We start from the raw sequence: 12828 nt of genomic DNA on the forward strand, positions 1-12828 counted from the left end.
CGAATCGTCGGTTGCTTATGACGCCGGTGTCTATGGGCTGCGGCCGGCGGCGGCCTGCGGTATCGTCGCGCCATGCCAGCCGCCACCGCGCCCGGGCCGAGCGCCCGCCAGCTCGCCGCCTTCGTCCACCAGCGTCCTTCGGACCGCTTCCGGCTGGACCGCATCGACCCCGCGGCCAAGCCGTTCTCCTGCGGCGACAAGCCCGCGGACAAGGCGGCCGTCGAGGCGCTGGCCGTGGAGCTCGACGCGCTGCAGGACCTGTTCTACGCCGACCGGCGCTTCAAGCTGCTGGTGGTGCTGCAGGGCATCGACACCAGTGGCAAGGACGGCACGCTGCGCGGCGTGTTCGGCCGCATGAGCCCGCTGGGCGTGCGCACCGTGGGCTGGAAGGCACCCAGCGAGGAGGAGAAGGCGCACGACTACCTGTGGCGCATCCACCGCGAGGTGCCGCGCGCCGGCGAGATCGTGGTGTTCAACCGCAGCCACTACGAGGACGTGCTGGTGCCGGTGGTGCACGCCTGGATCACGCCGGAGCAGACGCGCCAGCGCTACGCCCAGATCAACGACTTCGAGCGCATGCTGGTCGAGACCGGCACCGTGGTCTGCAAGTTCATGCTGCACATCGGCAAGGACGAGCAGCGCGAGCGCCTGCAGGCGCGGCTGGACGACCCGCACAAGCGCTGGAAATTCCAGAGCGAGGACCTGCTGGTGCGCAAGCGCTGGGACGAGTACCAGGCCGCCTACCAGCAGGCCATCGCCGCCACCGGCACGCCCTGGGCGCCGTGGACCATCGTGCCGGCCGACTCCAAGACGCACCGCAACCTGATGATCGCCACGCTGCTCAAGCGCCGGCTCGAGGGGCTGGGCCTGCGCTACCCGCCCGGCGCGCCGGACCTGCCGCGGCGCCGCATCCGATGACGGCCCCGGCCCCGAGCCCGGCGGCGGCGCCCGCGGGCTGGCGCATGCGGGTGGTGCCGGTGGTGGTGGCGGCGCCGCTGTTCCTGCAGAACCTGGACACCTCGATCATGACCACGGCGCTGCCCGGCATCGCGCAGGCGCTGCAGGTCGAGCCGCTGCGGCTGAACCTGGCCATCACCGCCTACCTGCTGAGCCTGGCGGTGTTCCTGCCGCTGTCGGGCTGGTGCGCGGACCGCTTCGGCGCGCGGCGCGTGTTCTGCTGGGCCATCGGCTGCTTCGCGCTGGGCTCGGCGCTGTGCGGCGTCGCCCAGTCGCTGCACCAGCTGGTGGTGTTCCGCGTGCTGCAGGGCCTGGGCGGCGCGCTGATGGTGCCGGTCGGCCGGCTGATCCTGCTGCGCAGCGTGCCGACCGAGCTGATGGTGCGCGCCATGGTCTGGTTCACGGTGCCGCCGGCGATCGGCCGCATGCTCGGGCCGCTGGTCGGCGGCGCCATCGTGAGCTTCACCTCCTGGCGCTGGATCTTCCTGATCAACGTGCCGTGCGGGCTGCTCGGCATCGCGCTGGCGCTGGCCTTCATCGACCGCTCCGGCGCGCCGCTGCAGGCGCCGCCGCCATTCGACGGCGTGGGCTTCGGGCTGCTGGCGGTCGGGCTGACGGCGCTGCTCGGCGCCATCGACACGGCCGGCAAGGGCCTGGTGTCCGGCGGCCTGGAGTGGCTGGCCGCGGGCCTGGGCCTGGCGGCGCTGGTGCTGTACGCCTGGCGCAGCCGGCGCGTGGCGCATCCGCTGATCGACCTGGCGATCCTGCGCCATCCGACCTTCCGCGCCTCCATCGTCGGCGGCACGCCGCTGCGCATCGCGATCGGCGCCTCGCCGTTCCTGCTGCCGCTGATGCTGCAGCTGGGCTTCGGCCTGTCGCCGCTGGCGTCGGGCGCGCTGACGATGGCCACCGCCGTCGGCTCGCTGGCCACGCGCGTGGTGATGACGCACACCATCCGCGCGCTCGGCTTCAAGCCGCTGCTGCTGGGCACCACGGTGGCGACCAGCCTGGCCTATGCCAGCTACGGGCTGTTCACGCCGGCCACGCCGCATCCGCTGATCTTCGCGGTGCTGCTGCTGGGCGGGCTGGTCAACTCCATGGGCATGGTGGCGCTGCAGACGCTGGGCTTCTCGGAGATCGAAAAGCCGCGCATGAGCCACGCGACCACGCTGAACACCATGGCGCAGCAGGTCTCGCTGTCGGCCGGCGTGCTGCTGGGCGCCACGCTGCTGGCCGCGGCCGCGCGCTGGCGCGGCGGCGATGCCGCGCAGCTGCTGGCGGCGGACTTCGCGCCGGCGTTCTGGTGCGTCGGCGCGATGACCATGCTGTCGCTGCCGTGGTTCGCGCGGCTGGACCGCACGGCCGGCGACACGCTGCGCGTCTGATCCGGTCAGTCCCCGCGGGCCTTGCGCAGCCGGTAGCTGAACTGGCGCGGCGTCAGCCCCAGCGACTCGGCGGCGCGCCGCAGCACGCCGTCGTGCTCGGCCAGCGCGTGCTCCAGCTGCTCGACGGTGTGCGACGCGGCCGGCAGGTAGGTGCGCACCAGCGGCGCGACGGGCGGCGCGCCGTCGTCCGCCGCGTCGTCCAGCCGCTGCAGCCGGTGGGCGGCCAGCGCCGCCAGGATGCGCAGCAGCGCCAGGTCGTCTTCCAGCGTGCGCCCCGGCCGGCGGTTGCGCTGGCAGGCCAGCACCCCGATGGTGCGCAGCCCGCGCTGGATCGGCAGCGCCAGGAACAGCGAGCCGTCGTGCGCGACGTCCCGGTCGCGCACCACCAGCGCCTGGCCGGTGGTCAGCACGTGGCCGATCGCGCTTTCGCCGTGCGCGCTCTCCTCGTGCGCCAGCCCGTAGGCGTGGTGGATCGTGTGCCGGCCGGCGCCGGCCTGCAGCACGATGCGGCCGCGGTTCAGGCCCACCAGCTCGGCCATCAGCTGCAGCATGGCGTGCAGCAGCGGGTCGGGCTCGCCATGCGCGCCCAGGCGGCCCACCAGCGCCTGCAGCAGCTGCATTTCCTGCGCATGCCAGTGCGCGGCGGGGGAGTCGGCGGATCCGGTCGGGGGAACCATGCTCGGCGGCCAGCAAGCCGCGTGCCGCGGCCCGGTGGTGGTTGGTCAGGCGACGGCGATCCCGCCGGCGTGGCCCGCAGGGGGCGGCCGTGTGCCGTCGGCCGGCAGCCCGCGGCGGCCTGGCGTGGTGGCGGACGCGCCGGCGGCGCTGCGGCGCAGGTGCAGGTCGAGGTCAGGAGTTCCCATGGACCGCGACTCTAGCGGCTCTGGCGCTGCGCCGCGGCCGCGGCGCGGTGCGCCGGGGAGACCGGGTGCACCTTGTGGATCGGCGCCCGCGCCACGTCCTCGCGCGCGACGCGGCGCACTTCCTCCATCAGCGCGCGCGCGTCCCAGTCGACCGGCCAGCCCTTCCACAGCCGCAGCCGGCCGGCCACCAGCACGGCCTCGATCTGGTCGCGCGCGGCCAGGCGCACCAGTTCCCAGCCCAGGTCCCAGGACGGGCACAGCTCGGGCACGTCCAGGTCCAGCAGCAGCAGGTCGGCCGCCAGGCCGGGCGCGATGCGGCCGGTCACGGCCCGCAGCCCGGCGGCATCGGCGCCGGCGCCGGTGGCGGCCTCGGTCCACAGCCAGCCGGCGCCGCAGGAGGAGTCGCCGTTGGCCAGGCCCTGCGTCAGGCGCTGCGCGGTCTCGGCCGCGTCCATCAGCCGGAAGCCGTCGCTGCGCGTGCCGTCCGTGCCCAGTCCGAAGCGGATGCCCAGCGCCGCCATCATCGGCGCGTCGGCCACGGCGTTGCCCTTCCAGCTGCTGGCCACCGGGTTGTAGGCCACGGCCGTGCCGGTGTCGCGCAGGCGCAGCATCTCGGTCGGCGTGACCATGGTGGCGTGCGCGATCAGCGCCTGCGGGCCGAGCGCGCCGGCGGCGTCCAGGTGCTCCAGCGGGCGCTGGCCGCGCGCCACCAGCGAGCGCTCGACCGAGGCCAGGTGCTCGTTCACGTGGACCTGGAACACCGCGCCGGCCTCGGCCGCCATGCGCGAGATCGCGTGCAACTGCTCGTCGCTGGCGGCCTCGGGGATGGAGATCGCCAGCGAGGGGTGCAGCAGCGGCTGGCCGGCGAAGCCGGCCAGGTGGCGCGCGGCGGCGGCCTGCAGCGCGGCGCGTCCGGCCGCGTCGGTGCCGGCGTCGTTGCAGGTCAGGCCGAGCACGCAGCGGATGCCGGCGTCCTGCGTGGCCTGGGCGATCGCCTCCAGCCCGCTCTGCGCGCGCGTGCCGGCGTCGCAGACCGTGGTGAAGCCGCCGCGCAGCGCCTCCAGGCTGGCCAGCTTGGCCGCCAGGTACAGGCTGCGCGCGTCCAGGCTGGCCTCCAGCGGCACCCAGATGCGCCGGAAGATCTCCGAGGGTTCGCCGAACGCCAGCGCCTTGCCGAACGACTGCGTCAGGTGGTGGTGCGTGTCCACGAAGCCGGGCATCAGCAGCCGGCGCGGCAGGGCCAGCGGCGCCAGCTGCGGATGGCGCTGGCGCAGCGCGTCCAGCGGGCCCACGTCGGCGATGCGCCCGCCGGCCAGGTGCACCGCCTGGCCCGGCGCGGGGCCTTCGTCCAGCAGCAGCCATTCGGGCGCCAGCAGCAGTTCGGGGGCCGCGAGCGCGGCGCGCAGGGAGGTCGTCTCGTCGTTCATGTCGTGTTCAGTGCGTGAGGATGTGGACGCCGTACCACAGGCCGGTGGCCATCAGCAGCAGGCCCAGCGCCTGGCGCAGCCGCGCGGTGGACATGCGCGACGCGATCGCCAGGCCGATGGCCCAGCCGCCGATCAGCGGCGCGGCCAGCAGCAGGCCCAGGCGCAGGTCGAGCTGGCCGGCCCACCAGTTCACGGCGCTGGCGGCGCCGGCGATCGGGATCTGCACCGCCAGCGCCATGGCGATCGCCGCGCGCAGCGGCGTGGCCAGCGCCAGCAGGATGGGCAGCAGCAGGATCGGACCGCCGGTGCCGGTCCAGGCCGAGCCCAGGCCGACGGCCAGGCCGATCGCGGCCAGCGCGGCGGGCGGCGGCGGCGTGCCGGCGTCGGCCGGTGCGCGCACGAACAGCGCCTGCGCGCCGCTGCCCAGGGCCATCGCCGCCAGTGCCAGGTGCAGCGCCACGACCGGCACCCAGCGCAGGCTCAGCGCGCCGGCGGCCGCGCCCAGCAGCGTGCCGGCCTGCAGCGCCAGGATGGCGGCGCGCGGCGCGCCGGTCGGTGGGCGGCCCTGCGCCAGCGCCCGGCGCTGCATCCACAGGTACTGCCCGGCGGAGGCGGCGCCGGTCAGCAGGAAGGCGAACACCGCGGCCGGCACCGCGCGCGCGATCGGCACGCCGTCCACCGCGCTGAGCACCGGCACCAGCAGCACGCCGCCGATGCTGGTCATGCCGACCGCCAGGCCGGCGAACAGCACCAGGGCCAGGGCCGCCAGGCTCACCGGGCCGCCTTCTTCCGCGTGGCGCCCACGGGAGTACTTTCGCCCGTATGGGCTGCGGTGCGGGCCGCTTCGGGCGGCCGGGCGGGGCTCATGGAACGCGGATGCCCGCGGCCGCGACCACCGCGCCCAGCGCCTGCCGCTCGCGCGCGAGGTAGGCGGCGAACTGCGCCGGCGGCATCGGCAGCGGCTTCAGGCCGGCGTCGTCCAGCTTGCGCTGGATGTCCGGCTCGGCCAGCACGGCCGCCACCTGGCCGGCCAGGCGCTCGACGATGGCGCGGTCCACCTGCGCCGGCGCCAGCAGGCCGTACCAGGATTCCACGTCCACCTGCCGCAGCTCCGCCGTCTCGGCCAGCGCCGGCACGTCCGGCAGCGAGGGCCAGCGCTGGCGCGAGCTGACGCCGTAGGCGCGCACCCGGCCTTCCTTGATGAACGGCTGGGCCAGCGTGACCGGCAGCACGGCCAGCTCGATCTGGTTGCCGGCCAGCTCGGTCAGCACCTGCGGGCCGAGCTTGTAGGGCACGTGCACCAGGTCCAGCCCGGCCTGCTGCTTGATCAGCTCGGCCACCACGTGCATCGAGGTGCCGACGCCGTCGGTGCCGTAGTTCAGCGTGCCGGGCCGGCGGCGCGCCAGCGCCACCAGCTCGGCCGTGGTGCGCGGCGCCAGCGCCGGCTGGCCGACCAGCACGAAGGGCGCCACCGCCACGCCGCTGACCGGCGCCAGGTCCTTCAGCGCGTCGTACTTGACGGTCTGCGGCGACACCAGCGGCGCCACGGTGACCGGGCTGGCCACCGCGAACAGCAGGGTCTGCCCGTCGGGCTTGGCGCGCACCACGCGCTGCGTGCCGATGGTGCCGGCCGCGCCCGGCACGTTGTCCACCACCACCGGCTGGCCGAGCCGCTCGGCCAGGCGCTGCAGCACGATGCGCGCGGCGGCATCCACGCTGCCGCCGGCCGGGAACGGCACCACCACGGTCACCGGGCCCGCGGGCCAGGCGCCGGCCTGCGGGCCCTGCGCGATACTCGCCGCGGCCGTGCCGGCCAGGGCGGCCAGCAGCGCCAGCGTCCTGCACATGTTCGGAAAACGCATGATCGACTCCTGTGGACGGGAAGGGAGAACGCACCATGACGATGCGGATTCAACTTGTTATGACAAGTCGTGACAACTGATGCAAACCCTATGCCAGCGCCGGAGCCGGCCGCGCGGCGGCGGGCGGGGGCGGTGGCGGCCGAGGCGCGCGCCATCGTGGTGCCGGGTGCACAGCCGTTGTACGCGCGGCTGCGCGAACAGCTGCGCACCGAGATCCTGGAAGGCCGGCGCGCGCCGGGCGACCAGTTGCCGTCCGAGAGCGAGCTGACCGCGCACCACGGCGTCAGCCGCATCACCGTGCGCCAGGCGCTGAACGACCTGCAGAAGGAAGGCCTGGTGGTCAAGGCGCGCGGCAAGGGCAGCTTCGTGGCCCGGCCGTCGGTCGCGCAGGACCTGACGCGGCTGCGCGGCCTGGGCGAGGCCATGGCCGGCGCCGGCCACCAGGTGCGCGGCCGGCAGCTCGCGCGCCGGCTGGTCAAGGCGCCGGCGGCGGTGGCCGAGCGGCTGGGCCTGGCGCCCGGGGTGCGGGTGCTGGAGCTGCAGACGCTGCGCTACCTGGACCTGGCGCCGCTGTCGCTGAACCATTCCTGGCTGCCGCAGGCGATCGGCGCGCGGCTGGCCAGGCTGGACATCGGCAACCGCGACATCCTGTCGGTCTACGAGAACGAGCTGGGGCTGGCGGTGCACCATGCGGACCTGGCCATCGGCGCGGCGCTGGCCACGCCGGCGCAGGCGCGGCTGCTGGGCGTGGAGCCGGCCAGCGCGGTGCTGCAGGTCGAGCGCGTGCTGGCGGCGGCCGACGGCGCGCCGCTGCACTTCGAGCGCACGGTGTACCGGGCCGACCTGTTCCGCTACCAGCTCACCACGGCGCGGGCGGCGGGGTGAATCCGCGCACGGCGAGGTGGGTGCTTCCTGTGCGCACGTCCGGGCATGTCGCCGTGCCGCCGTGCCGATCCTGACACCTCGCGCCCCGACACGGCCAGCGCGAGGCCGTCCATCGGCCGGCTACCGGGCCTGCAGCACGCCGGCGAACATCGGCGCATCCACGTTGCCGCCGCTGAGGACGGTGCCGACGGCCAGCCCGCGCAGCGCGGCGCGCTCCTGCAGCGCCGCGGCGAAGCCGGCCGCGCCGGCGCCCTCGGCCACGTTGTGGGTGTCGGCGAACAGCGCGCGCATGGCGGCGGCGACCTCGTCGTCGGTGACCTGCACGATGCGTTCCAGCCCCTGGGCCAGGATGGGCAGCGCCTCGGCGTCCGCGACGCGGCAGGCCATGCCGTCGGCGAGCCGGGTCGTGGCCGCGGCCTCGACCACGCGGCCGGCGGCCAGCGAGTCGGCATAGGTGGTGGCGTGCGCGCTGACGACGCCGACGATGCGCGCCGGGTGGCCCAGCGCGCGCTTGGCCGCGATCGCCGCGCAGGCGCCCGAGCCCTGGCCGATCGGCACGTAGGCCACGTCCAGTTGCGTCACGGCGCGCAGGAACTCCCACCAGTAGGTGGCCACGCCCTCGACCAGCGCGCGGTGGAAGCTCGGCACCATGTGCGCGCCGCGCCCGGCGGCCAGCGCCATCGCGTGCTCGCGGCTTTCCTGGAAGTCGTGCCCGTGCTCGACCAGCGTGGCGCCGAGCGCGCGCATGGCGGCGTTCTTCTCGGCCGAGTTGCCGTGCGGCACGACGATGGTGCAGCGCACGCCGTGCGCGCGGGCGGCGAAGGCGATGCTCTGGCCGTGGTTGCCGCGCGTGGCGCTGACCACCTCGGCCGGCAGCGCGCCGCGCGCGGCCAGCGCGGCGAAGTAGGTCAGCCCGCCGCGGATCTTGAACGCGCCCACCGGCGTGTGGTTCTCGTGCTTGATCCAGCAGTCTGTGCCCAGGCGCTGGCTGGCCAGCGGCCAGCGGTACTGGGGCGTGGGCGGCAGCACCCGGTGCACGCGCGCGGCCGCGGCCTCGATGTCCTGCAGGGTCGGCAGGCCGTTCACAGCCGCACCTCGCCCTCGATGCAGGCCACCGAGTGGCCGCCGATCCAGACCTGGCCGGTCGCGTCGCGCGCCACGTGCACCAGCCCGTCGCGGCCCAGGCAGGCGCCCTGCGCGGCGACATAGGGCGCGGCCAGCTGGCCGTCGGCCAGCAGCCACTGCGCCAGGCTGGCGTTCAGGCTGCCGGTGACCGGGTCCTCCGGCACGCCGATCGCGGCGGCGAACGCGCGCACCACCAGCGCCGGCGTGTCCGCCGCGGCTGCGGCGGGCCCGAACGCGCGCGCCTCGCGGTTGCCGCGCGCGACCAGCGGCACGGCGGCGGCGCCGTCCAGCGCGGCCACGCCGACCTTGTGGCCCAGCGCCTTCAGCGCGGCGTGGTCGGGCCGCAGCCGCAGCACGGTGGACGGGTCGTCCAGCAGCAGCGAGAACCAGACCGGCCCGTTGTCCAGCACTTGGCTGCTGACGACCTGCGCGGCCTTCAGGCCCAGCGCCGCGGCGACCTGCGCCAGCTCGGCCGGCCGTGGCGCGGCGCGGCGCAGCGGCGGCGCGGCGAAGGCCAGGCGCCCGTCCTCGCGGCGGATCCGCACCAGGCCGGCGCCGCATTGCTGCACGATGGCGTCGCCGCCGCGCGGCCGGCCGCCGGCGGCCAGCCAGGCGTGGCAGCTGCCCAGCGTCGGATGGCCGGCGAACGGCAGTTCGCCGCCGGGCGTGAAGATGCGCAGCCGGTAGTCGGCCTCCGGCGCCGTGGCCGGCAGCACGAAGGTGGTCTCAGACAGGTTGGTCCACTGCGCGAAGCGCTGCATCGCGCCGTCGTCCAGGTCCGTGCCGTCCAGCACCACCGCCAGCGGGTTGCCGAGGTAGGGCTGGTCGGTGAAGACGTCGAGCTGGCGGAACGGTCGGTTCTTCATGTCGGTTCTCCACGGCGCCGCGCCATCCGCGGCCCGGGGCGGCGGATGCCGCGCGGCGGCAGGGCGGGGTGTCTCATGCCAGGGGCTGGTCCAGCACGCCGACGGCGCCGGGCCGCTCGCCGACGGCCTGGTACCAGCGCTCCAGGTGCGGGCGGGCGGGGCGCTGCAGCGGCAGGCCGGTCCAGCGGTGGATCTCGCAGGCCACCGGGATGTCGGCCATCGTGAACCGCTCGCCGGCCAGGTAGGCGCGCGTGGCCAGCACGGCGTCCAGCAGGTCCAGCAGCGGCTCGGTCGCGGCGGCGGAGCGGGCGACCGCGGCCTCGTCGCGCTGGGCCGGCGGCGTGCGCACCAGCTGGATGAAGGCGTCGCGCCCGGCCGGGTTCAGCGTGGTCTGCTGCCAGTCCATCCACATCTCGGCGGCGAAGCGCTCGGCCAGCGGCTCGGGGTACAGCGTGCCGGGCGCGTGGCGCGCGCACAGGTAGCGCACGATCACGTTGGACTCCCACAGCGTGACCTCGCCGTCCTGCAGCAGCGGCACCAGGCCGTTCGGATTCAGCGTGCGGTACTCGGGCGCGTTGACCAGGCCGTGCTGGCCGCCGGCATCGGTGCGCTGGGCCGACAGGCCCAGCTCCTGGATGGTCCAGACGACCTTGCGCACGTTGAGGGAGCTCAGGCGCCCCCACAGGTGCAGCATGGGCGGCGTCATGGCTGCACCGCGGCCGGTTGCCGCGCGGCGGGCTGCGCGTCCAGCGCCTCGCGGATGGTCTGGGCCAGCGCGGCGATGCCGATGTCGATCTGCGTGTGGCTGGCCGTCACGAACGACAGCCGCATGGTGTTGGCCTCGGCCGCCTCGGCGTAGAAGGCCGCGCCGGGCACGAAGGCCACGTTGCGCTCGACCGCACGCGGCAGCAGGGCCACCGTGTCCAGCCCGGCCGGCAGGCGCAGCCACAGGAACATGCCGCCGGCCGGCTGGTTCCACTGCACGCCGGCCGGCATCTCGCGCGCCAGCGCCGCCAGCATGTGGTCGCGCTGGCTCTTGTACAGCGCGCGGATGGTCGGCACGTGGCGGTCGAGGAAACCGTCCTGCATCACCTGCGCGACCATGCGCTGGTTGAAGCCGGGGCTGTGCAGGTCGGCCGCCTGCTTGGCCTGCAGCAGCTTGGGGTACAGCGCCGGCGGCGCCACCATGAAGCCCAGCCGCAGCCCGGGCGCCAGCACCTTGGAGAACGAGCCCAAGTACACGCAGCCCTCCGGGTTGCGCGCGGTCAGCGGCGCCGGCGGCGGCGCGTCGAACCACAGGTCGCCGTAGGGGTTGTCCTCGACCAGCGGCACGCCGGCCGCGCTGGCGGCGGCGACCACGGCGGCGCGGCGCGCCTCGGTCATGGTGCGGCCGGTCGGGTTCTGGAAGTTCGGCAGCAGGTAGGCGAAGCGGGCGCGCTCGGCACCCTGGCCGGCCTGGGCCGCGAAGTCCTCGGCCGACACGCCCTCGTCGTCGCTGGCGACGGCCACGTGGCGCGGCTCCATCGGCGTGAAGGCCTGCAGCGCGCCCAGGTAGGTCGGCGTCTCCACCAGCACGCGGCTGCCCTGGTCGATCAGGATCTTGGCGATCAGGTCCAGGCCCTGCTGCGAGCCGGTGGTGACCAGCACCTGCGAGGGCGCCACCGGCCAGGGCAGGGCGGCGGCCACCATCTCGCGCAGCGGGCCGTAGCCTTCGCTGGCGGCGTACTGCAGCGCGCCGGCGCCGTCCTCGGCCAGAACCTTGTCGCAGGCGGCGCGGAATTCGGCGACCGGGAAGGTCTTGGGCGACGGCAGGCCGCCGGCGAAGCTGATGATGCCGGGCTTCTCGGTCACCTTCAGGATCTCGCGGATCACCGAGGGGTTCATCTTGTCGGCGCGTGCGGCCAGGGTCCAGGACATCATGTGTTCCTTGTTGCGGGGGGATGAGGGGGCCGGGCCAGATTCTTGCCCAGCACGACGGTGGCGACCACGGCCGCCGCGAAGCCCAGCGTCACGGCGTCCAGCCGCTCGCCCAGCAGCGGCACCGCCGCCAGGATCGAGAGGAACGGCTGCAGCAGCTGCGTCTGGCTCACGCGCAGCGCGCCGCCGAGGGCCAGGCCGCGGTACCAGGCGAAGAAGCCGATCCACATCGAGAACAGGCCGACGTAGACGAAGCCGCCCCAGGCGGCGGGCGCCACCGGCGTGGACGGCCACAGCGCCAGCGCGGCCGGCAGGCTCAGGGGCAGCGCCAGCACGCAGACCCAGCAGATCACGCGCTCGGCGCCCAGCTCGGGCGTGATCTTGGCGCCGTAGACGTAGCCCAGCGAGGCCGCGAAGACCGCGCCGACCAGCAGCAGGTCCGCCCATTCGAGGCCGAACCCGCCGCCGTGCTGCGCCGCGCGCAACAGCGAGAACGCCACTACCAGCGCGCTGCCGGCCGCCGCGCAGAGCCAGAAGCCGACCGGCGCGCGCTGGTGCATGACCCAGGCCGCGATCGCCGCCGTGGCCAGCGGCAGCAGCGCGGTGACCACGGCCGCATGGCTGGCCGTGACCATGCGTAGCGCGAACGCCAGCAGCAGCGGATAGCCGATCGCGTTGCCGAGCACCGCCATCGCCAGCGGCAGCAGGTGCCGGCGCCGCGGCAGCGGCGAGCGCGTGGCCAGCAGGAAGGCCACCGACAGCAGGCCCGCCAGCGCCGCGCGGCCCAGCGTGACGAACCAGGGCGACAGCTGCGGCGCCGCGGCCGTGCCGGTGGCCAGCCGCGTCATCGGCAGCGTGACCGCGAACATTGCCACGCCGAGCACGCCCAGCCACAGGCCCAGGGTCTCTCTGCCTGCGTCCTTCACCGCGCCGCCCCCAGCATCCACACGGCGGTGAGCGCCAGCATGGCCGCCATCGCCCGGTTGAACCACAGCAGCCGCCGGCCCTGCGTCAGCCATCGGCGCAGCAGCGCGCCGACCAGCGCGTAGCTGAGGTTGCTGAAGAACGCGAAGCACAGCATCAGCGGCAGCACCTGGGCCAGCCGCAGGCCGAGGTCCTCGCGCCCCGCGATCCAGCCGCCGACGATGGCCAGCGCCAGCATCCACGCCTTGATGTTCACGAACTGCAGCGCCATGCCTTGCAGGAAGCCCACCTGCAGGCGCGCGGCATCGACCGGGCCGGGCCGTGCGCTGCGCGCCAGCTTGAACGCGAGCCACAGCAGGTAGGCCACGCCGGCGAGCTTGATCGCCAGCGCCGCCGCCGGCGCGGCCAGCAGCAGCGCGCCCAGGCCCAGCGCGCAGGCCAGCAGCAGCAGGCCCCAGCCGGCCGGCACCGCCAGGATGAAGGGCAGCGCATGGCGCAGGCCGTGGTTGGCCGCCAGTGCCGAGGACAGCGTGGTGTTCGGCCCGGGCGTGAAGCTCATCGCCGTGGCCAGCAACAGCAGGGCGCTCAGTTCGCTTGCGTTCATGGGAGCACAGACT

Annotated in this window: 14 protein-coding genes; 3 read left to right on the forward strand and 11 right to left on the reverse strand. The window is 75.0% G+C overall.

Annotated features, from left to right (window positions below; all coding sequences use genetic code 11):
* The first annotated feature begins 72 nt into the window (after positions 1-72).
* Together QM782_RS10585 and QM782_RS10590 are read left to right on the forward strand one after the other, a co-directional pair.
* Entirely contained in the window at positions 73-918 is an 846-nt protein-coding gene (locus QM782_RS10585) for a PPK2 family polyphosphate kinase (RefSeq protein WP_415202878.1), read from the forward strand.
* A complete protein-coding gene (locus QM782_RS10590) occupies positions 915-2342 on the forward strand; it encodes an MFS transporter (protein WP_415202879.1) in 1428 nt (475 codons plus the stop codon). The genes QM782_RS10585 and QM782_RS10590 overlap by 4 nt, the downstream gene beginning before the upstream one ends.
* Positions 2343-2347: 5 nt before the next feature.
* On the opposite strand, the gene QM782_RS10595 is transcribed toward QM782_RS10590, so the two are convergent.
* The 5 genes from QM782_RS10595 to QM782_RS10615 all read right to left on the reverse strand — a co-directional run bounded on the left by QM782_RS10595 (position 2348) and on the right by QM782_RS10615 (position 6494).
* Positions 2348-3019: a GAF domain-containing protein gene (locus QM782_RS10595; RefSeq protein ID WP_415202880.1), complete on the reverse strand. Its 672-nt coding sequence runs from the start codon at positions 3017-3019 to the stop codon at positions 2348-2350.
* Between the two features lie 45 nt (positions 3020-3064).
* Entirely contained in the window at positions 3065-3205 is a 141-nt protein-coding gene (locus QM782_RS10600) for a hypothetical protein (protein WP_415202881.1), read from the reverse strand.
* Between the two features lie 11 nt (positions 3206-3216).
* A complete protein-coding gene (locus QM782_RS10605) occupies positions 3217-4632 on the reverse strand; it encodes an amidohydrolase family protein (protein ID WP_415202882.1) in 1416 nt (471 codons plus the stop codon).
* Positions 4633-4639: 7 nt separating this feature from the next.
* Positions 4640-5407, reverse strand: a complete 768-nt coding sequence (locus QM782_RS10610) for a TSUP family transporter (protein WP_415202883.1) — start codon at positions 5405-5407, stop codon at positions 4640-4642.
* 88 nt (positions 5408-5495) lie between these two features.
* Positions 5496-6494: a Bug family tripartite tricarboxylate transporter substrate binding protein gene (locus QM782_RS10615; RefSeq protein WP_415202884.1), complete on the reverse strand. Its 999-nt coding sequence runs from the start codon at positions 6492-6494 to the stop codon at positions 5496-5498.
* Between the two features lie 90 nt (positions 6495-6584).
* Between QM782_RS10615 and QM782_RS10620 the strand changes: the two genes are divergently transcribed.
* Positions 6585-7379: a GntR family transcriptional regulator gene (locus QM782_RS10620; protein WP_415202885.1), complete on the forward strand. Its 795-nt coding sequence runs from the start codon at positions 6585-6587 to the stop codon at positions 7377-7379.
* Between the two features lie 120 nt (positions 7380-7499).
* Here the strand turns inward: QM782_RS10620 and QM782_RS10625 are convergent, their stop codons facing one another.
* The 6 genes from QM782_RS10625 to QM782_RS10650 form a co-directional block, all read right to left on the reverse strand.
* Positions 7500-8465, reverse strand: coding sequence for a threonine dehydratase (locus QM782_RS10625; protein WP_415202886.1), 966 nt, complete (start codon positions 8463-8465; stop codon positions 7500-7502).
* On the reverse strand, positions 8462-9370 hold the full coding sequence (locus QM782_RS10630) for a PhzF family phenazine biosynthesis protein (protein ID WP_415202887.1): 909 nt from the start codon (positions 9368-9370) through the stop codon (positions 8462-8464). Before QM782_RS10630 ends, QM782_RS10625 begins: the two co-directional genes overlap by 4 nt.
* Positions 9371-9443: 73 nt before the next feature.
* A complete protein-coding gene (locus tag QM782_RS10635; RefSeq protein WP_415205625.1) occupies positions 9444-10064 on the reverse strand; it encodes a glutathione S-transferase family protein in 621 nt (206 codons plus the stop codon).
* Between the two features lie 8 nt (positions 10065-10072).
* Entirely contained in the window at positions 10073-11290 is a 1218-nt protein-coding gene (locus tag QM782_RS10640) for a PLP-dependent aminotransferase family protein (RefSeq protein ID WP_415202888.1), read from the reverse strand.
* On the reverse strand, positions 11287-12213 hold the full coding sequence (locus QM782_RS10645) for a DMT family transporter (RefSeq protein ID WP_415202889.1): 927 nt from the start codon (positions 12211-12213) through the stop codon (positions 11287-11289). The genes QM782_RS10640 and QM782_RS10645 overlap by 4 nt, the downstream gene beginning before the upstream one ends.
* Positions 12210-12815 carry a LysE family translocator gene (locus QM782_RS10650; RefSeq protein WP_415202890.1) on the reverse strand — a complete coding sequence of 202 codons (606 nt, stop codon included), beginning with the start codon at positions 12813-12815 and terminating at the stop codon, positions 12210-12212. Before QM782_RS10650 ends, QM782_RS10645 begins: the two co-directional genes overlap by 4 nt.
* Between the last annotated feature and the right edge of the window lie 13 nt (positions 12816-12828).

Source organism: Pseudorhodoferax sp. (assembly GCF_047601025.1).
Taxonomy (GTDB): Bacteria; Pseudomonadota; Gammaproteobacteria; order Burkholderiales; family Burkholderiaceae_C; genus Pseudorhodoferax.

What these genes read in the sequence shown, in the direction of transcription:
- QM782_RS10605 (WP_415202882.1), bottom strand. Translation starts at nt 4,632, where the DNA reads ATGAACGACGAGACGACCTCCCTGCGCGCCGCGCTCGCGGCCCCCGAA.
- QM782_RS10590 (WP_415202879.1), top strand. Translation starts at nt 915, where the DNA reads ATGACGGCCCCGGCCCCGAGCCCGGCGGCGGCGCCCGCGGGCTGGCGC.
- QM782_RS10620 (WP_415202885.1), top strand. Translation starts at nt 6,585, where the DNA reads ATGCCAGCGCCGGAGCCGGCCGCGCGGCGGCGGGCGGGGGCGGTGGCG.
- QM782_RS10600 (WP_415202881.1), bottom strand. Translation starts at nt 3,205, where the DNA reads ATGGGAACTCCTGACCTCGACCTGCACCTGCGCCGCAGCGCCGCCGGC.
- QM782_RS10630 (WP_415202887.1), bottom strand. Translation starts at nt 9,370, where the DNA reads ATGAAGAACCGACCGTTCCGCCAGCTCGACGTCTTCACCGACCAGCCC.
- QM782_RS10640 (WP_415202888.1), bottom strand. Translation starts at nt 11,290, where the DNA reads ATGATGTCCTGGACCCTGGCCGCACGCGCCGACAAGATGAACCCCTCG.
- QM782_RS10585 (WP_415202878.1), top strand. Translation starts at nt 73, where the DNA reads ATGCCAGCCGCCACCGCGCCCGGGCCGAGCGCCCGCCAGCTCGCCGCC.
- QM782_RS10595 (WP_415202880.1), bottom strand. Translation starts at nt 3,019, where the DNA reads ATGGTTCCCCCGACCGGATCCGCCGACTCCCCCGCCGCGCACTGGCAT.
- QM782_RS10650 (WP_415202890.1), bottom strand. Translation starts at nt 12,815, where the DNA reads ATGAACGCAAGCGAACTGAGCGCCCTGCTGTTGCTGGCCACGGCGATG.
- QM782_RS10615 (WP_415202884.1), bottom strand. Translation starts at nt 6,494, where the DNA reads ATGCGTTTTCCGAACATGTGCAGGACGCTGGCGCTGCTGGCCGCCCTG.
- QM782_RS10635 (WP_415205625.1), bottom strand. Translation starts at nt 10,064, where the DNA reads ATGCTGCACCTGTGGGGGCGCCTGAGCTCCCTCAACGTGCGCAAGGTC.